Genomic DNA, 19534 nt, shown 5'->3' with positions numbered 1-19534 from the left:
TGGAACCTCTTACAGTTGTAAGTCATAAAAACTATACTGTCATCAATCAAAATGCATAATATAATAGAAAGAAAGGATCTGTATGTTATACAGATCCTTTCTTTCTATTATATTATGCATTTTGATTGATGACAGTATAGTTTTTATGACTTACAACTGTAAGAGGTTCCATATCTAGTTCTCTAAAATTCTCCATAATTGTTATATCAACAATAACAGAGTTTTGATTTACCTTTTGAACACGGCCTTGCATGCCACCTTTAAATTCGATGATATCTCCAGTTTCTGCGATCTGCATAAGCAACTCTCCTTGTTCCAGTTTTCCCAAAAAAAGAATAATTTGGGCTTTTTTATTTCCTCTTATTTTGAACTATATTTACTACTTTGTAAATGTTTCCAAAGCAAAAAAACGAAAAAAATTCACTTTTTGTAAGAAAATATGTAAAAAAATATTGTTTAGGGGAGGAATGATGAAAGTGCATACATCTTTATATAGGAGTATAATGAAAGATACAATAACCTACTAAAGTGGGAGGAATTAGGGGCGGTAAAATGATGTTTGAAGTTGTGGGGAGCTTTATAGCGATTTTATTATTTTTATTTTCTTATATACAGTTGAAGAAAGTGCGTCATCATGAAACAACTACATATTTTGATGGACTGGATGGTGTGCACACATCGATAACACATGATAGTGGTGGGGATATATAACTTTCTTTTTATGCATGGTATGATGGCAATAAGAAATAGTACGTAATATAGTTCGTAAGTGATGAATGGGGAGTGGAAAGAATGCGAATTTCTTTTATTCGTCATGGTCGTTTGGACAGTACTATAGAGCCAATGACAATTATTTCATTTCGTGAATGGATGAAGCAATATGATTTAGGGACTACAGTAAAAGAAATTCCTATACCAATTGAAACAATTGAGATGATTGAATCAGCGAATTTGATCGTAACGAGTGATCAGAGGCGTGCTGCGCGATCAACAGCCGAATTAACGGATTCTTTATCTTTTGTGCAAAATCCTCTTTTTAGGGAAGCTGAAGTTCCAACGAGTTTTTATGCTCCAAAATGGTTGAAATGTAAACCTAATGTATGGATGTTTATTGGACGTACACGATGGATAGCTGGTTATAGTAAAGATGTTGAGTCTTATAAGGAAGTACGAGAAAGAGCAAGGCAAGCTGCTAATATGTTGCACCGCTATGCGCTCGTACATGGACGTATTGCCCTTGTAGGTCATAGTTATTTTAATCCGATGATTGGGACTGAACTGAGGGCAATGGGGTGGTCTGGTTCGCCTATTTTCCATAGGAAGCCATGGGGATGTACAACGTATACATTTCATGAAGCGATGGATGGAAATGTATTAAATACAAAATTAACTTAAAAGAGGCTGTCCCTTTGGCAGCCTCTTTCTCTACATAACAAGCAAAAAAGAATTGTCCTTTTAAGATATAGAAACCAATGACCGTAATGGTTTTATTAGATGGGCATACGGTTCGCCAACGAGCATAACGGTTGTATCTTTTTTATAACCAAGTTTTTCATATAGTGAAAAAGCGCGTTTGTTTTCTAAATTAACAAGTAAGGCAATGTTTTCATGACCTTTTTCAGTTGCATGAAGTTCAGCTGCATCGATTAATTTAGAGCCAATGCCACGTCCACTGTACATATTTGAAACTGACAACGTGTCAATATAATACTCATCAAGTTCAGCTTCTTTTTCTAACGTAATGGATTCATCTTCATGTAGTTCTCTTAAGTGGTGTACGATTGGTGCATCAAGTTGCTCAGCGTCACTACCGTGATAAACGACAATAACTCCAACTACTTTTCCATCTTGTTCAGCCACTAAACAGTTTTCATAGCTCAATCGATTATTTTCTTTTGCGAACCATGTTTCAAGTCCTAGTATTACTTTTGCTTCAATTGTGCTACCTGTGATTTTTTCAGCAATTTCGTGCAGAGCGTCATACAGTAAAGGTGCTACTCCTACCGCATCTGTCTTTTTTGCTTTCCGAATCATAGTATCCCTCCTAGTTCTATGTATATATTGTAGCATAAAATAAAATAACAAACAGTGGCTTGGAACTTTGTTATACAGAGCGCCAAAAAGTTTGATATAGAGAAGTAGCTATGTTAGTATATGATATTTAGTGCGAATATAATAAAGTGATATAGCTATAAAAATAATGAAAGTGAATTACATAATAGTAACGGGATAATTTTACCGTTGTCGACCTATAGAAGATGCGATAAAATAAACTATTGCAGAGAGGTGAAATACATGGATAAACAATTAGCAAATGCAATTTTGGATCAGCTGAAAAATGGTGAAATAAAGGAGTATGTTGCGACGAAAGATGTATTTTATACGTTCAGGGAAGTTGTTGTAAATCGAGAAGATTTTAAACATATTATCGGGAACGCACAGCGCGGTGGACAGGTAATTTATACATATTCAGAAACACCACGTTCATAAATAGAAGATAAAGGAGAGGAGAATTATGGGGGATTTTAAACAAGGCATATTGCCACATTGGGATTACATGTGGAAAGATAGAGCTGGGAATAGGTTTATGGGAATGGTTATGTATCCAGAGAAACGAAAATGTTCAGCAAAAATGCTTCGGAAAATAAAAAGAGCATATGAGCAAGCAATAGAAATTAAAGTAACTGTACAAGTTCAACATACATATCAGTACGTAGAAGGAATGATTGTATACTTTGATGAAGAAGCTCCTGTATGTACAATGCTTGATAAAGATGAGAATCCACATCATATATTTGTAAAAGATATTTTGCGTATTGAGCACCCTGAATAATTTTTTTCATAAATAAATTGAAGTTCCATAATAATAATCTTTTTCTATAATAGTTATCTTTTAGTATGTAACGAGGAACGAAAGAGTATGTATAAATATTTAATAAAGTAAAATTGATAAATGTAATCGTTTTTTGGAACAGATTATCGTTTAAGGTCTGTTCTTTTTTGCGTGATGCTGGAGAAATATATTACTCCAGCATTTACTGTTTTATGACAAAAAATATTGTTAACTTTTTAAAAAATAAGGTTAAATTCGTTGACAACTTTTTTGAAAAGCACTTTATTGACATGAGTTTTAGAATGTTGTTTCATAGTCTTTGTATTGAAAAAAATCGACGGTCATGTCGAAAAGTAAAAGTTAAAAAAAGAAAGAATTTATACATATATCTTGTGTCTTATTTTGAAACGTAATACAATATATAGAGAAATCAAGAAACGACATACAGAGAATATAGATTGGAGAGGGAGGGTCGGAAATGTTAGTTGCATATGATTCTATGACAGGAAACGTGAAGCGTTTCATCCACAAATTAAATATGCCGGCCGTTCAAATTGATGAAGCTCTAGTATTAGATGAAGACTTTATTCTTATTACGTATACAACAGGTTTTGGAAATGTACCGGAACGTGTTTTAGACTTTTTAGAACGCAATAATGAAAAATTAAAAGGCGTATCTGCAAGTGGCAATCGTAATTGGGGAGACATGTTTGGTGCAAGTGCTGACAAAATTTCTACTAAATATGAAGTGCCTATTGTATCAAAATTTGAGTTATCTGGAACAAATAATGATGTAGAATATTTTAAAGAAAGGGTGCGGGAGATTGCGACACATTGAACTGAATAATGAAATCACGCAAATGCAGGACGGTTTTTATCAGCTTCATAAAGATAAAGAGGCATTAGAAGTCTTTATGGAAGAAGCTAGAGAGAATACCGTTCATTTTAATAGCGTGGCAGAGCGAATGGAGTATATGAAAGAACATGATTACTATTACAACGTTCTGGACGAGTATAGCTTGGAGGAAGTAGAAGGAGTTTATAACATCTCTTATGGTGAAAACTTCGAGTTCCAATCTTATATGGCAGCATCTAAGTTCTATAAAGATTATGCGTTAAAAACGAATGATCAAAAACAATACTTAGAAAGCTATGAAGATCGTGTAGCAATTGTTTCATTATACTTAGGACGCGGTGATGTTGCGAAGGCAAAACACTTCGCAAGCATGATTGTAAAACAAAACTACCAACCAGCGACACCAACCTTTTTAAATGCGGGAAGAAGCAGAAGAGGAGAAATGGTGTCTTGTTTCTTGTTAGAGATGGATGATAGCTTAAATTCAATCGGCTTTAACATTAATACTGCAATGCAATTATCGAAAATCGGTGGTGGAGTAGCTTTAAACTTATCTAAGCTACGCGCACGTGGTGAGCAAATTAAAGGTATCGAAAATGCCGCAAGTGGTGTAGTACCTGTTATGAAATTGCTTGAAGATTCGTTTTCATATGCGAATCAACTTGGCCAACGAAAAGGTGCCGGCGCTGTATACTTAAACATTTTCCATTGGGATATTATAGAATTCCTTGATACAAAAAAAATAAATGCCGATGAGAAGAGCCGTATTCAGTCTCTATCAATCGGAATTATCATTCCAAGTAAGTTCTTTGAGCTTGCTGAGAAAAACGAACCTTTCCATGTTTTCGCGCCTTATACAGTATTTAAAGAGTACGGAAAACATTTAGATGATATAGATATCGACGAAATGTACGATGAATTAATGAGCAATCCGAAAGTGAAGAAGAAGCCACTAGATATTAGTGCGCGTGATATGCTTATTAAAATTGCTATGATTCAGCTTGAGTCTGGTTACCCATACTTAATGTTTAAATCAAATGCAAATAACCAGCATCCACTGAAGGATATTGGAACTGTGAAGATGTCGAACTTGTGTTAAATATGTAGCACCTTCTAGCAGAAATGCTAGTCGAAAACTCCGTTAAACGGGGAAAGCCTCAAGTTTGAGGTAACCTACCGTGCTAAATCTTATCTTAGAATGAAAATATAAAAGTTCAGAATGTATCTTATTATTTTGTATAGCAGAGTTATTGAACAACATAAAGTAATAAGAGACTTTCTGAAAGATTAAGATAAGTAAAAGCCTAACGACTATCCCATTTGGGAGTAGAGCGCAAGCGATTGGCGCTCGAAAAGCGGAGCACCTAACCAGGTAATGCTGTAGGTGATGATATAGTCTGTCCTGTATGGTGACATACAGCAGTTGCATGAGCAACGGACTGAGGAGTAGCGAACTCGGTTGAACATTCGAGACAGAAATCTTCCAGCTACAAGAAACTTCTGAAATAAATGATTACGGTACAGAAGACATTATCCGTCGTGATATTAACTGTAACTTAGGATCGTTAAATATCGTAAACGTAATGGAAAATAAAGAAATTCGTGAAGCAGTTCATGCGGGAATGGAAGCTTTAACAGCTGTTTCTGATATGACGATCATTCCGAATGCCCCAACTGTGAAAAAAGCAAATGATGAGCTTCATTCAGTTGGACTTGGAGCAATGAACTTACACGGATATTTAGCAAAAAATAAAATCGCTTATGAAAGTGCTGAAGCGAAAGAATTCGCCCGTACATTCTTTATGATGTTAAATTACTACTCGATTGAGAAAAGTATGGAGATTGCTAAAGAAAAAGGCGAAACATTTAAAGACTTCGATAAGTCTGATTATGCAAACGGCAAATACTTTGAAAAGTATGAAACGACAGATTACAGCCCAGTAACTGAAAAAGTTCAGCAATTATTTGAAGGAATTCATATTCCAACAAAAGAAGATTGGACAAGTTTAAAAGAGCAAGTACAGAAGAATGGTTTATACAACTCATATCGTCTTGCAATCGCTCCGACACAATCGATCAGTTACGTTCAAAATGCAACTTCAAGCGTAATGCCGATCGTAAGTCAAATTGAATCAAGAACGTATGCGAATGCGACAACATATTATCCAATGCCGTATTTATCAAAAGATACGTTCTGGTACTATAAATCTTCTTACGATATGAATCAGTTTAAATTAATTGATTTAATCGCAGAAGTTCAAGAACATATTGACCAAGGAATTAGTACCATTCTTTATGTTAATAGTGATATTTCAACACGTGAGTTAGCACGTTACTACATTTATGCACATAAAAAAGGCTTGAAGAGTCTTTATTATACGAGAACACGTAAATTAAGCGTAGAAGAGTGCGTGGCTTGTACCGTTTAATATAAAAAGTGAGACATTATGAGCAGGGTTTTTCTGAACCCTGCTCATGCTTAGTTATCAATTTTTATGTTTATTTAGAGAAGGGGCGATTTAATGCGTGCGGTAAACTGGAACAAAAAAGAAGATGATTTTAGTTTAATGTTTTGGAAGCAAAACATCGCTCAGTTTTGGACAGAAGAAGAAATCGCAGTGTCTTCTGACAAAAATACTTGGGCACAATTATCAAAAGAAGAGCAAATTGCTTATAAGCGTGTATTAGGTGGTTTAACACTTTTAGATACGAAACAAGGCGGCGAAGGGATGCCTCTTGTACTTGTTCATCTTGAAAATTTACAAGCGAAAAGTGTATTAGCTTTCATGGGCGCTATGGAAGAAGTACATGCGAAGAGTTACAGCCATATTTTCACAACGTTAGCTACTGAAGAAGAAATTGATGATATTTTTGAATGGGTAGATAACCATCCATTACTTGAGAAAAAAGCTGGTATTGTTACTAGTTACTATCGTCGTTTATTAAAGCCTGAAGTAACGAAAAAAGAGTTATACATGGCAATGGTAGCAAGTGTGTTCTTAGAAAGTTACTTATTCTATAGTGGGTTCTTCTATCCACTTTACTTAGCAGGTCAAGGCAAATTGACGGCAAGTGGTGAGATTATTAACTTAATAATTCGTGACGAGTCAATTCACGGCGTATTCGTTGGTATTTTAGCACAACAAATCTTCGCGGAACTTTCTGCAGAAGAGCAACAAGAAGTACAAACGGAAACGCAAGAGTTATTAATGAAACTGTATGAAATTGAATTGGCATATACAGAAGAAATTTACACTTCTATCGGTCTTGTAGAGGATGTAAATCGTTTCGTTCGTTACAATGCGAATAAAGGACTTATGAACTTAGGGCTTGAGCCGAAGTTTGAAGAAGAAGAAATTAATCCAATCGTTTTAAATGGTTTACGCACAGATACGAAAAACCATGACTTCTTCTCTGTAAAAGGAAATGGTTACGTAAAAGCAACGAATGTTGAAAAGTTAGCAGACGATGACTTCGTATTCAATTTTTAATATAGTGTTATAGAAAAAGCTGTCTGTATAGAAAAGACAGCTTTTTTGCTATGAATAGTTTACATAATGTTATTATTTCATGGAAATATTTTAATCTTGTAAAAGCCCAATTTTTGAGGGAGTGGGAATAAAAAAACAAGGATTAAAGTTTTATTTTTCATATTTAGTCGTATGAGAGATTGAATAACTTATGCCAAAATGAATAAAAAATGAGAAGAAAAGAGACCCAACTCTACCTATACGTTCTTTTTAGTATTGAATTTTTAAATTATAGAAATTTTGGCTTAAAAATTGCATGAATATTTAAAAAGTAACGAAAAGGGAGGCAATACTCGGTGTGATATATATATAGTTATTTGAAAGCGCTTCCTTTTAGCTGTCGATTTTTAAATGGAAATTAGATAGAGAAAGTAGGAGGAATGATAGGTGGGAAAAGTAGTTGGTTTAAAACGTTCATTAGGGCTTTGGTCAATTGTTATGCTAGGGGTCGGGTATATGACACCGATGGTTGGGTTTGACACATTTGGAATCGTTTCTGAAAAAACGGGCGGTCATGTTCCAGGAGCTTATCTTATTGCCTTAGCAGGGATGTTGTTTACCGCGGCAAGCTACGGCAAAATGGTAAAGGTTTTTCCTACCGCAGGATCTGCCTATACGTATACACAGAAGACCATTAGTGCAAGGCTTGGGTTTCTTGTTGGATGGTCCGCGTTATTGGATTATTTGTTTCTACCGATGGTGAACGCACTATTAACGAGAATTTATATGTCAGCATTTTTCCCAAGTGTTCCTAATTGGGTATGGGTCATTGGCTTTGTTCTCCTGATTACATTAATAAACATGATTAGCGTAAATGCTACTGCTAATTTCAATACTTTCTTAGTAATATTTCAAGTATTAGTAATGGTCGTGTTTGTTTTTCTAGTTATAAAAGGCTTATTATCGGGAGAGGGAACAGGAGAAATCTTTTCCATTCAGCCGTTTTTTCAATCAGATATACAAATATCACCGTTAGTTGCAGGTGCGACAATTCTTTGTTTCTCGTTTTTAGGTTTTGATGCAGTAACTACATTTTCTGAAGAGACACCAAACGCGGAGGAAACAATTCCTCGAGCTATTTTTCTTACTGCTTTAATCGGTGGAGTTTTATTCATTACTACTACGTATTTTACACAATCTATGTTTCCAGATACATCTGTATTTAAAAATCAAGAATCAGCATCTCCAGAAATTGCACTATATGTTGGTGGGAAATTATTTCAAGCTTTCTTTTTAGTAGGAACCCTTATGGGGACACTTGCGTCCGGTTTAGCTTCTCATACAAGTGTATCTCGATTACTATACGTAATGGGGCGAAATAATGTAATTCCGAAGAAAATATTCGGATACATTCATCCTCGCTGGCGAACTCCAGTATATAATATTATTTTTGTAGGAATTATTTCGCTCTTCGCTATATTCATTGATTTAGAAACAGCAGCATCTCTTATTAACTTTGGAGCGCTTATTGCATTTACATTTGTTAATTTGTCTGTGATTTCTTACTATATAATCAAGAAAAAAAGATATAAAACGATAAAAGATTTCTTAAATTACCTAGTTATGCCTATTTTGGGTGCTGCTACTGTAGCAGTACTATGGTTTAATCTCAATATCCATTCACTTATTTTGGGACTTTGCTGGGCTGCTATTGGAATCGGGTACCTTCTATATATTACGAACATGTTTCGTTCAGCTCCTCCGCAAATGCATTTTGAAGAAGTACAGGAAATATAAAAAAGCAAAAGACATCGGGAATGGATCCGATGTCTTTTGCTTTGAAGATCATGTAACTAATGCAGTATTGCATAATTCATTCAACGATTCATAAGGAAGAGGGGCAAGTCTAGGGAGGATGGCTGATAAATGATGGTCAACATGGTATTTTCATTTGGCACAATTATTGCTTTGTACAATTAGTAAAAATATAAAAGCGGGGTGTTATGGTCGTAATCCAAGCAGAAAACAAATACAGTTGAACTTGAAAATCATTTCATTGAAGGTGGTTGCGAAGTTGTAGAAATATTACGTCTAATATGCTAGTTGCATTTTTAACCTAAAGGAGGGACCAAATGAAACTGGATATTTTATTAGAAGAAGTGGAGAGACAACAAATCGGCTATTATTGCATTTTGTCGAATAGTCATCGTTACGATATAGCTGTTACGTATTCGCAACAGTTTCTTGGAAAAGCGATGGTTACCTCAATTCAAAATGGGAGAATGGTTTTATTAAGTCAAGAAGATATTGGAGAGGAACAATATTGGGCACCAAGGCTAGGAATTGAGGTAGAAGATATAGAAGAGCTTCAAAGCTTTTTCTATATGATTCTTCAGTCACAAAGGTTAGAAGAACAATATTAATAGAATAAAAGAAAGGGATGATTGATTGTGTATTATGATATTATTACGAGTCCGTGTTATGGAATAATTGAAAAAGTGTCTATTAATAAGGATTCGCGAATTTATGAATGGGAGCCATTATTCTCTATTAAAGATATGAATGGTAAACTGGAAGTAATTAAGATGGGATGTAGTGGAGAAGTTCAATCTTTAGAAGTAGAGACAGGGGATAAAGTAATTCCAGGTATGGTATTAGCTTATATTCAAGAAGATCTTTTCGTTAGTGGTAGTGATTAAAGATAGAACAATGAGGAAGATGGAGGCGTTCATCTTCCTTTTTTTATTAAGTAAAGGAAAAAACGTTTTATTTTCAGATTAATTAAAAAAATCTGTTTTTAATGATACAATACAAATTAAATAGTTCAAAGGAGGAATAGCAACATGTTTTCCATTGCTCATAAAAAAATTAGACCTATTGTTTCTCTATCTATCGATCAATCTGAAAAGGAATGGAATATAGATGTTAAAAATATAAAAGAATCTTTTCTATTTTTAAAAAGAGAGGAGAAATTATTTGCATACGTTCATGTGAAGGATCTGCTATCAAATAGTAAGGGATTAACTTCTAAGGCATTGCTTTCAAATGCTGTTTCACTAGATACAATATGTCATCTTAGTAAAGATATTTCTTTAACAGCTCTTTTTCAAATTATTGGAGCGCCGATTGCCATAGTAAAAAATGAAATGGATGAGCTAACAGGATATATAAGAAGAGAGGATGTTTTTGCAGAACTATTTAAACAAGAAAATCAGAGTGTTGATATATTGAAAATTATTTTAACATCTATTCCAATGGGGATTTTTGTAGTAGATCGTGAAAAGAAAATTGTAAATTGTAATGAGTCTGGTTTGAAGATGATTAAATCGACTCCTGAAAAAGTTATGAATGTACCAGCAGAACTGATTTTTAATGAAGAGCACATTAATAACGTATTTACAACGGGAAAAACGATCTTGAATCAATTACAAATCACAAATGAGATGGGTGTATTAGTTGACTATAGTCCGATTCCAAACTTTGATCAAAGTATTGAAGGGATGGTTATAATTGTACAAGATTTGCCGATGGTCGAGGACATGGCGATGGAAATTGAATATATAAAGGATTTAAATAAAGATTTACATGCAATCTTGTCTAGTATTTATGATGAAATATTAGTTGTTAATCATAAAGGGGAATTAATTCGTTATAGTGAAACGGTTATCAATGATTTTTGGGGGAGGAATTTGAAAGACCTTTTAGGAAAAAATCTTTTAGACTTAGAAAAGAAAGGATTATTTAGTCCATCTGTTACGCGATTAGTGTTGGAAAAACAAAAAAAGGTATCAGTTGTACAAGAAACAAAAAGCGGAAGAAAAATATTAGCAGTTGGAAACCCTGTATTTAATGAAAACGGAGAGCTTCATCGTATTATTATTGCCTCAAGGGATATTACCGAAGCAACGAGATTGAAGACGGAATTACATGAAATAAAGAAGATATCAGAGCAATATAAGAAGGAGTTAGATGACTTTAAAAATAAAGATCGTTTTCTTAAGAAGCTTATTTACTGTAGTCCGAAAATGGAGCAAATTATTAACCAAGCTAAAAAAATAGCAGATTTTTCTTCCAATGTTCTTATTTCTGGAGAATCTGGCGTGGGAAAAGAAGTAATTGCTCAGGCAATTCATCAACTTGGAAACCGATCTTCAAAGCCATTTTTAAAATTAAATTGTGGTGCAATTCCAGAAACTTTGTTAGAAAGTGAACTATTTGGTTATACGAAAGGTGCTTTTACAGGAGCCGATAAAAATGGAAAAGAAGGATATTTTAAGCGGGCTGATCAAGGTATTTTATTTTTAGATGAAATTGGAGAAATGCCTTTACATTTGCAAGTGAAGTTGCTTAGAGTCTTGCAAGAACAAGAAGTAATTCCTATTGGAAGTACAATACCTACGAAAATAAATGTACAAATTATTGCTGCTACAAATAAGAGTCTTGAAAAGATGGTGGAATCTGGAACATTCCGTGAAGATTTGTTTTATCGCCTAAATGTAATTCCGTTGCGAGTTCCTCCTCTACGAGAGCGAATGGAAGATGTTCCGGTACTTGCCTTTCATTTCTTGCAACAGTTAAATGAAAAATATAATAAAAATTATCATTTAACTCCAGATGCGTTTAGCTTACTAGAGTTTTACTCATGGCCAGGAAATGTACGTGAATTACAAAATATGATTGAACGTTTAGTAGTATCAGCAGACGATCCAGTAATTGAAGCGGAGTTTGTTAGTAAGTTTTTAACACCTGGTTATGACTTTAAAAAATCAAAACCAGTTATTACAAGAGTATTACCATTACAAGAAGCACTACATTCTGTAGAAGAACAATTGATTTTACTTGCAATGAAGCAGTATAAAACAACGACTAAGGCTGCAAAAGCTCTTGGAATCAGCCAATCTTCAGTGAGTCGTAAATATCAAAAAATTGTTAGTGAAAAAGGGATAGCGGCTGATATCATCTCTTATTCGTAAAAAGGAGAAGGTCACATAGACTTCTCCTTTTTGTGTGCGCCCAGCATGTACATATTCTCTAGAGTTCAAGTCCGGGGTCGTGAAGGCGGTAGCGGTAATGATTAACGTTCTGTTTTATGCAAAATAGAATAGTGTATGCAGGAGTGCATAAATTGTTTGTTGTTTTTAAGAAAATAGTCAGTTTATCCCGCTATTTGTGGGCAGGAAAACTCCCACCTCAAAATTCAGGTGGAGCAAAGAAGTTAGGTGGGAGCCCTGCTGCCCGTAAACGCCCGATTGGTGAGGGCTAATAATCAGTGGGGGATGAACAAAACCCCCACTGATTAAAGTTTCACTTTATGTATGATTCCTTTGAATTTTAAATATTGGCATGAAATTTGCTTATAAATATATAAACGATCGATAAAGGAGGATTCAATATAGTGCTAGATTTAAAAATGTATGTAAACGGTGAATGGAGAGACTCTAGTAATCAAGAGAAACGAACGATTATTAACCCTGCGAATGGCAAGGGTATAGCATATGCACCTGAGGGAACGATTGAGGATGCAAAATACGCGATAGAATTGGCAAGAGCGGCTTTCGATAGCGGAATTTGGTCAGAGACATCCACTGCTGAAAGGGCATCATATTTATTTAAAATAGCAGATGAAATTGATAAAAATATGGAAGAATTAGTATACCTTGAAACAATGGATAATGGAAAAACGTACCGTGAGGCAGAAGGAGATATTGGAGATGCAGCGGCTTGTTTTCGCTATTATGCCGGATTGATTACAAAGCCAGATGGTCAAACATATCATGTAGCCGATCCGATGCAAGCGATGGTTGTAAGAGAGCCAGTTGGTGTTTGTGGATTAATTGTTCCATGGAATTATCCGCTATTGATGAGTGTATGGAAAATTGCACCTGCTTTAGCAGCTGGAAATACAATTGTGTTTAAACCTTCTGAAGTGACACCAATCACTGCAACAAAGCTATTCGAAATCCTTGAAAAAGTAGGGCTACCAAAAGGTGTTGCCAATATGGTAATGGGGGCCGGTCCAATAGTAGGAAATGAAATTGCAGCGAGTAATAAAGTGGACATGATTTCCTTTACAGGTGGAACAAAAACAGGTAAGCACATTATGAGAACAGCGGCAGATAATATGAAAAAGATTTCGTTAGAACTTGGAGGGAAATCTCCAAATATTATTTTTGCAGATGCAGATTTTGAGACCGCTATTGATTATGCTCTATTCGGTATTTATGCAGGTAGCGGACAAGTATGTTCAGCAGGATCAAGAATCCTTGTAGAAGAAAAGATTTATGATAAATTTGTTAATAGTTTTGTAGAGCGAGCACAGCAAATTAACGTTGGGCCTGGTGATAATCCAGAATCAGAAATGGGGCCACTTGTAAGTCAAGAACATATGGAAAAAGTATTACGTTATATTGAAATTGGGAAAGACGAAGGTGCAAACGTTGCTTGCGGAGGTAGACGAATAATGGAGGATGGAAAAGGTGATGGTTTCTTTATTGAACCAACAGTCTTTGTCAATGTAAAACCTGATATGCGTATTGTCCAGGAAGAAATCTTCGGTCCTGTTGTAGTAATTCAAAAATTTAAAGACGAACAGGAAGCAATTGAGTTGGCAAACGGTACAGACTATGGTTTGGCTGGAGGGGTATTTACAGTTGATGGTGCAAAAGCAATGCGTGTGATTCGCAAACTTCGCGCAGGAATTACGTGGATTAATAGCTATCATCCAACATACAATGAGGCACCTTGGGGCGGATATAAACAAAGTGGTATAGGTCGTAGTCTAGGAACGTTTGGTTTAGAAGAATTTCAAGAAATTAAGCAGATTAATATAAATCTAGAAGTAGAACCAATAGGCTGGTTTGCAAATAAAAAAAATGTAGGAGTGAAATAGATGGGAACGAACGTAGAAAATAAATTGAATGAGAAAGATGTAAAAGGTTCAAATATAAATGAGTATATTACGAAAGTACTACAGTTAATTGAAAAAGAAAAGGTTACTGAAGAAGAGGCGAACTGGATTCAAAAAGAAACAGTAGATGGATTTAGAGAGCATGTAAACCCTGGTTTTCTTGCTTATAGAAAAACAGTAACAAAAGATGGACAATTTGCAGCAGTAGAATGGTCAGATGAAGGATCTTGTTTCATGGATATTAACGGTAAAAGATATATTGACTGTTTAGGTGGATTTGGAATTTATAATGTTGGTCACCGTAATCCGAAAGTGGTAAAAGCTGTGACAGATCAATTAAAACGTCAAGCATTGCACAGTCAGGATTTACTGGATCCACTTCGAGCAATGCTTGCAAAGATTTTAGCGGATATTACACCTGGTGATTTGAAATACGCCTTCTTTACAAACAGTGGTACAGAAAGTGTGGAGGCAGCATTAAAACTAGCAAAAATGTATAGTGAACGAACAACTTTCATTGCTACAACTCGTGCCTTCCATGGTAAGAGTCTTGGTTCCTTATCTGGAACGGCAAAAGGAATGTTCCGTAAGCCATTCTTACCATTGATTCCGGGTTTTCGCCATGTTCCATTTGGCGATATTGAAATGATGAGAAAAACATTTGAGACATGTGCATTAGTAGGAGAAGATGTTGCAGCAGTTATTTTAGAACCAATTCAAGGAGAGGGCGGTATTATTTTACCTCCAGAGAATTATTTGAAACAAGTACGAGAGCTTTGTGATGAGTTTGGATCACTCCTTATTTTTGATGAAGTGCAAACTGGAATGGGACGTACAGGCAAAATGTTTGCGGCAGAATTATATGATGTTGTGCCGGATATTATTTGTCTTGCGAAGGCGTTTGGTGGAGGTGTAATGCCAGCGGGAGCTATTGTTGCGAAAGAAACAGTGTTCAAAAGTTGGTTTGAAAATCCATTTATGCATACAACAACATTTGGAGGAAATCCTCTTGCATGTGCTGCTGCAATTGCAACAATCCATGTATTATTGGAAGAGAAATTACCGGAACGAGCTATGGAAGTTGGGGAGTATTTCTTAAATGGATTGAAACAAGCAGCAGCAGGGCACGAAGATAAAATCTTTGAAATTCGTGGTCAAGGTTTAATGATTGGGATTGAATTCCATAAAGACGAGATTGGTTATGAAGTGTCAAAGGCGATGTTTGATCAAGGTATTCTTGTTGCGGGAACATTAATTAACTCAAAAACAATTCGTATTGAACCATCCCTTACAATTAGTTATGAAGAAGTAGATACAGTTATTAATACGTTTAAATCTGTGCTAACTCAAGTAAAAGTAAAATAAATTTCGCAAAAGGTTATATGTGAATTCAAACGATTGAAACTATAATTAGAATAGATTTACCTGTATTTTATTACAGGAAGGCAGTGTAACGAAAAAAGTTACACTGCCTTTTTATTACATTTTATTCCGCTATTTGCGGGCAGTAAGACTCCCACCTCGAAATTCGGCGAATACGAGGAAGTTATGTTGTAAGTATTTACATATAATTTGTCTTAGTGTACTATTTAACTAACACACTAAGACAGGAGGGGGAAAATGAAAATCGAGTTTTCTCCAAACACACCAATTTACATTCAAGTAATGGAATGCATAAAAAAGGAAATTGTAACAGGACATTTATTGTCTGGTGATAAAATTCCCTCCGTACGTGAATTAGCGAGTGAATTGCAAGTAAATCCAAATACGATTCAACGTACATTTCAAGAGCTAGAACGGGATGAAGTTGTTGTAACACGTAGAGGAATGGGGCGATATGTAACGAATGAAGGGGAGAAAATTATGGAGCTGCGAAAAGATATGGCGAAAGAATTACTTTATTCTTTTATAGATGGAATGGACAATTTAGGTTTTTCAGAAGAAGAAATTCTTTCAATTCTTCGTTCTTCATTAAATAAGAAAAGGGAGGAGAAAGAATGACAGAGCTATTAAGAATAGAGAATCTATGGAAGCGATACGGATTGAAAGCGGTGATCCGGGAATTAAACATAGAGATTACAGAAGGAAAAATCGTTGGGCTTGTTGGAGATAACGGGAGCGGGAAAACGACGTTATTGAAAATGATTGCAGGCTTGCAACATCCTTCAGAAGGTAGCATAGCAATTAACGGTAAAAAAGTAGGGTTAGAGACGAAAGAAATCGTTTCATTTATGTCTGATAAGCCAGTCTTTGATGATTGGATGACTGTAAAAGATGCATTATTCTTTTATAGAGATTTTTATAAAGACTTTGATATTCAAAAAGCAGTAGATACGATTGCGGAATTTAAAATACCATTAGAAGAAAAAATTACAGCATTATCAAAAGGTATGGTTGAAAAGCTTCAAATTATTTTAACGTTTTCTCGAAAAGCGAAGTTATACATACTGGATGAACCACTTGGCGGGATTGATCTCGTTTCTAGGGAACATGTACTTGAGCTAATCCTTAAATTTTATCGTGAAGATTGTACGCTGCTTATATCGACTCATTTAATAAGAGAAATCGAAAATATATTTGATGAAGTAATCTTTTTGAAAGATGGAGAAATAATATTGCATGAAAATGTGGAAGAACTACGATTTCAAAAAGGGAAAGCAGTACATGAGCTGTTTAAGGAGGCCTATGAGAAATGAATCAGCTTTTTCGTTATCTGTATAATTGTAATAAGAGAAAGATAGCCATTATTTACTTCGGATTTATTACAGTTTCATTAATTCTTTTATTTAATATGAAAGGAGTTTCAGGAGCTAGAATTTCAGGTAGGCAAGATATAATCATTATTATATTTTTAATCGTACTAGGTATAAATGGATTTGCAATTTTTCTAACAGGTATATCGTCTTTTCGAAAAATGCTAAAAAACTCTATGCTACGTTGTACTTCTATTTCAGCACAAAAGTATATATGTGCAAATGTTTTATTTTCTGTACTACTCTTTATGATTTTACTAGGAATAGGAATCATTTTTCTATACTATTTTTCTTTAAATATTTACAATGGAAAAACAAATTTAGGTGTTCAGCAAGCAATCCACAGTTTATATGATTATGGAATATTCCATCATATGTTATCTATTTTCTTATGGGGACTAGATTTTGTTAATATGCTAGTTTCAATTTATTTAATTATAGTAATTGTGAAGCTATTCAATGTGAAATCATCGATGAGTAAGATTGTTTGCGTAGTCTTATTCGTCATTTTTATCGCATTTAATGGGGGAATAACGTATATCTTTCAGCAAATAGAAAAGTATATGTTTGCCATAAATAATATTGGATTTATAGATCAAAATGGCTTTTTAAATACATCATTCTATTCTGGCACAGATATTACAGTTTTAAATCTATGTTTTAATTGTTTATTAACAATTATATTACTAGTCGTTACAGGTCGTATCATCGACAAAAAACTAGAAGTCTAAAGGAGGAGTAAGCATTGGGAAACGTAGTAGTGAAATTAGAAAATGTTCGAAAAAAGATTGGTAAGACAGAAATTATTCGGGGCTTATCATTTGAGGTTCAAGAAGGAGAAGTATATGGGTTCCTTGGACCGAACGGTAGTGGTAAGACGATGACAATTCGTATGATGACAGGTCTTATTTCGATGACAGAAGGTGATATTACAATTTGTGGCCATAGTATTCGCACAGAGCGTGAAAAGGCGCTAGAGCAAATTGGAGCGATTGTAGAAAATCCCGAGCTATATGATTATATGACAGGAATGCAAAACTTAAAGCAGTTTGCAAACATGGCAATTATCCCAATTAGTAAAGAGCGTATCGCTGAAATTATAAAGCTTGTTGATTTAGAGCATGCCATTCATAAAAAGGTGAAAACATATTCACTTGGAATGAAACAACGCCTAGGAATCGCACAAGCGTTACTTCATCAACCAAAAATATTAATTTTAGATGAACCGACAAATGGATTAGATCCAGCTGGTATTCGCCAAATTCGTGACTATTTACAACGATTAGCGAAGGAAGAAAATATTGCAGTCATTGTATCAAGTCATTTATTAAGTGAAATTGAATTAATGTGTGACCGCGTCGTTATTATAAAGCAGGGTGAGTTTGTGCAAGAGTATAACTTACATGAACAAGCGAAGCATGATGAAACGGTAGTTGTAGCGTTTGAAGTAGATCAAGTTCAGAAAGCAAATGAAATCATTAAAGGTAAGGAACAAGGGAATGTAATTGTGACACCTATAATGAAAGAAGAGATTCCGCAAATTGTAAAAGAGCTAGTAAATGCTGATGTACTCGTATACGGTGTTACTGTTCAAAATAAAACGTTAGAGGATGAATTCTTAGCGATTACAGGGGGAGTGAAAGCGTAATGTTTAAATTAATTCAAAATGAATTTTTGAAGTTACATGCGAAAAAAGGTATGTACATTTTAATAGGTGTAATTGCAGCATTGGAGATTTTGGGAGTTTTAGCGATGCTGAAATGGGGAGGAGGACATGAGTTTAAAGGATCATATTTAGACTTTGTAAGTTCAGAGATTGGTTTAATTACCTTGTTTGCAACAATTTTTGGAATTACGATTGCTTCTCGTACAATTACTGATGAGTTTCAAAAAGGTACAATTAAGCAGTTATTAATCCGTCCTAGAAAACGAATTACAGTTTTGTTCTCTAAATATATTACAGTGTTACTTACTATATTATTTATCATATTTGCTAGCACGTTAATCGCAATGATTATTGGCGGGATTGTAATGGATGGTAGTAAAACAGAATTAACGTTAGGAATCATAATGAAGTCCATTTTATATCAAGTACTTTCACCGTTCTTCTTTGCAACTCTTGCCTTTTTCTTGGCAAACGTATTTAGAAAGTCTGTATTACCATTAATTATTACGTTGTTCCTATTTTTCTTGCAAGGAGCAATTAATATGGTGCTAATAATGTTTGCAAAAGGTGTAGCGAAATTTGTGGTATTTTTCCACTTGAATTTAAGTGTTTACGACAGCAATAAATTAGTAAGTGGCGGAGTAGAACCACCATTTACAGAATTTACGTTTACAACTTCATTATTACTTGTAGTTGCATACTTTGCTGTATTACTTGTAGCATCAAGTGTATTATTCCAAAAACGTGACGTATTATAATAGAAAAAATCCCCGTGTTAACGGGGATTTTTATTAACCAGTTCTTTCTTCAATCGTTTCAAGTTCCCAGCATTTTATATTTGTAAGCTAGCATGCTGCCAGCGTAAAATATCGGGTCTTTTTCAGCTTCTTATTGGTTTATAAAATGCAGCGAACACATATTTATTTAAGGATATACTGTCACTAAGTTGAAGACTGCTATAAAAACCATAAATAAATCAGCTAAATCCTATACTACTTGAATTGTAGTGACTGAACTTAAAAATACCATGTCAATTATAGCGATATGGT

At 34.7% G+C, this 19534-nt stretch carries 20 protein-coding genes and 1 pseudogene; 19 read left to right on the top strand and 2 right to left on the bottom strand.

Annotation, left to right across the window (positions count from 1 at the left end; all coding sequences use genetic code 11):
* Window positions 1–112: 112 nt before the first annotated feature.
* Window positions 113–298, bottom strand: a complete 186-nt coding sequence (locus V7038_RS07210) for a YkvS family protein (RefSeq protein WP_001165081.1) — start codon at window positions 296–298, stop codon at window positions 113–115.
* A gap of 254 nt (window positions 299–552) precedes the next feature.
* Between V7038_RS07210 and V7038_RS07205 the strand changes: the two genes are divergently transcribed.
* A complete protein-coding gene (locus V7038_RS07205; protein ID WP_033706566.1) occupies window positions 553–711 on the top strand; it encodes a hypothetical protein in 159 nt (52 codons plus the stop codon).
* An 81-nt stretch (window positions 712–792) separates the two neighbouring features.
* On the top strand, window positions 793–1395 hold the full coding sequence (locus V7038_RS07200) for a histidine phosphatase family protein (RefSeq protein WP_070138973.1): 603 nt from the start codon (window positions 793–795) through the stop codon (window positions 1393–1395).
* A gap of 60 nt (window positions 1396–1455) precedes the next feature.
* Here V7038_RS07200 and V7038_RS07195 read toward each other — a convergent pair whose 3' ends face one another.
* A complete protein-coding gene (locus V7038_RS07195; RefSeq protein ID WP_002201237.1) occupies window positions 1456–2034 on the bottom strand; it encodes a GNAT family N-acetyltransferase in 579 nt (192 codons plus the stop codon).
* A 261-nt stretch (window positions 2035–2295) separates the two neighbouring features.
* Here V7038_RS07195 and V7038_RS07190 point away from each other — a divergent pair, with 261 nt between their 5' ends.
* From V7038_RS07190 to V7038_RS07110, 17 genes and pseudogenes are all read left to right on the top strand, one after another.
* Window positions 2296–2490 carry a hypothetical protein gene (locus tag V7038_RS07190; protein ID WP_002149609.1) on the top strand — a complete coding sequence of 65 codons (195 nt, stop codon included), beginning with the start codon at window positions 2296–2298 and terminating at the stop codon, window positions 2488–2490.
* A 25-nt stretch (window positions 2491–2515) separates the two neighbouring features.
* Window positions 2516–2833 carry a hypothetical protein gene (locus V7038_RS07185; protein WP_002201236.1) on the top strand — a complete coding sequence of 106 codons (318 nt, stop codon included), beginning with the start codon at window positions 2516–2518 and terminating at the stop codon, window positions 2831–2833.
* A 478-nt stretch (window positions 2834–3311) separates the two neighbouring features.
* Complete coding sequence (gene nrdI, locus V7038_RS07180; RefSeq protein WP_000959445.1) at window positions 3312–3671, top strand: class Ib ribonucleoside-diphosphate reductase assembly flavoprotein NrdI; 360 nt, start codon at window positions 3312–3314, stop codon at window positions 3669–3671.
* Window positions 3658–4785, top strand: a pseudogene (locus V7038_RS07175) (ribonucleotide reductase N-terminal alpha domain-containing protein); the annotation flags it as partial. The gene nrdI and the pseudogene V7038_RS07175, both read left to right, overlap by 14 nt.
* 382 nt (window positions 4786–5167) lie before the next feature.
* The gene (locus V7038_RS07170) at window positions 5168–6118 is read left to right on the top strand and encodes a ribonucleotide reductase (protein ID WP_321145672.1); all 951 of its coding nucleotides are present in this window, start codon (window positions 5168–5170) and stop codon (window positions 6116–6118) included.
* Window positions 6119–6211: 93 nt separating this feature from the next.
* Entirely contained in the window at window positions 6212–7180 is a 969-nt protein-coding gene (gene nrdF, locus V7038_RS07165) for a class 1b ribonucleoside-diphosphate reductase subunit beta (protein ID WP_002149605.1), read from the top strand.
* Between the two features lie 426 nt (window positions 7181–7606).
* Window positions 7607–8956 carry an APC family permease gene (locus tag V7038_RS07160; RefSeq protein ID WP_335469670.1) on the top strand — a complete coding sequence of 450 codons (1350 nt, stop codon included), beginning with the start codon at window positions 7607–7609 and terminating at the stop codon, window positions 8954–8956.
* 335 nt (window positions 8957–9291) lie between these two features.
* Window positions 9292–9582 carry an SAV0927 family protein gene (locus V7038_RS07155; RefSeq protein ID WP_002149603.1) on the top strand — a complete coding sequence of 97 codons (291 nt, stop codon included), beginning with the start codon at window positions 9292–9294 and terminating at the stop codon, window positions 9580–9582.
* 27 nt (window positions 9583–9609) lie between these two features.
* Complete coding sequence (locus V7038_RS07150) at window positions 9610–9858, top strand: hypothetical protein (RefSeq protein ID WP_335469668.1); 249 nt, start codon at window positions 9610–9612, stop codon at window positions 9856–9858.
* Between the two features lie 144 nt (window positions 9859–10002).
* Complete coding sequence (locus V7038_RS07145; RefSeq protein WP_002202685.1) at window positions 10003–12132, top strand: sigma 54-interacting transcriptional regulator; 2130 nt, start codon at window positions 10003–10005, stop codon at window positions 12130–12132.
* A gap of 422 nt (window positions 12133–12554) precedes the next feature.
* Window positions 12555–14048 (top strand): aldehyde dehydrogenase family protein, encoded by a 1494-nt coding sequence (locus V7038_RS07140; protein WP_335469666.1) that lies wholly within the window; start codon window positions 12555–12557, stop codon window positions 14046–14048.
* Entirely contained in the window at window positions 14049–15431 is a 1383-nt protein-coding gene (locus tag V7038_RS07135) for a putrescine aminotransferase (RefSeq protein ID WP_002202683.1), read from the top strand.
* 255 nt (window positions 15432–15686) lie between these two features.
* Window positions 15687–16067: a GntR family transcriptional regulator gene (locus V7038_RS07130; RefSeq protein WP_335469664.1), complete on the top strand. Its 381-nt coding sequence runs from the start codon at window positions 15687–15689 to the stop codon at window positions 16065–16067.
* Complete coding sequence (locus V7038_RS07125) at window positions 16064–16762, top strand: ABC transporter ATP-binding protein (RefSeq protein ID WP_070169936.1); 699 nt, start codon at window positions 16064–16066, stop codon at window positions 16760–16762. The genes V7038_RS07130 and V7038_RS07125 overlap by 4 nt, the downstream gene beginning before the upstream one ends.
* A complete protein-coding gene (locus V7038_RS07120) occupies window positions 16759–17550 on the top strand; it encodes a hypothetical protein (protein WP_002158712.1) in 792 nt (263 codons plus the stop codon). The genes V7038_RS07125 and V7038_RS07120 overlap by 4 nt, the downstream gene beginning before the upstream one ends.
* A 14-nt stretch (window positions 17551–17564) precedes the next feature.
* Window positions 17565–18467, top strand: a complete 903-nt coding sequence (locus V7038_RS07115; RefSeq protein WP_070169938.1) for an ABC transporter ATP-binding protein — start codon at window positions 17565–17567, stop codon at window positions 18465–18467.
* On the top strand, window positions 18467–19243 hold the full coding sequence (locus tag V7038_RS07110; RefSeq protein WP_016104267.1) for an ABC transporter permease: 777 nt from the start codon (window positions 18467–18469) through the stop codon (window positions 19241–19243). The genes V7038_RS07115 and V7038_RS07110 overlap by 1 nt, the downstream gene beginning before the upstream one ends.
* Window positions 19244–19534: the final 291 nt, after the last annotated feature.

The organism is Bacillus sp. JJ783, from assembly GCF_036963225.1.
GTDB classification, from domain to species: domain Bacteria; phylum Bacillota; class Bacilli; order Bacillales; family Bacillaceae_G; genus Bacillus_A; species Bacillus_A cereus_U.
Note: the sequence above shows the minus strand (reverse complement) of the source record. Positions and strands in the feature narration are given on the sequence as shown.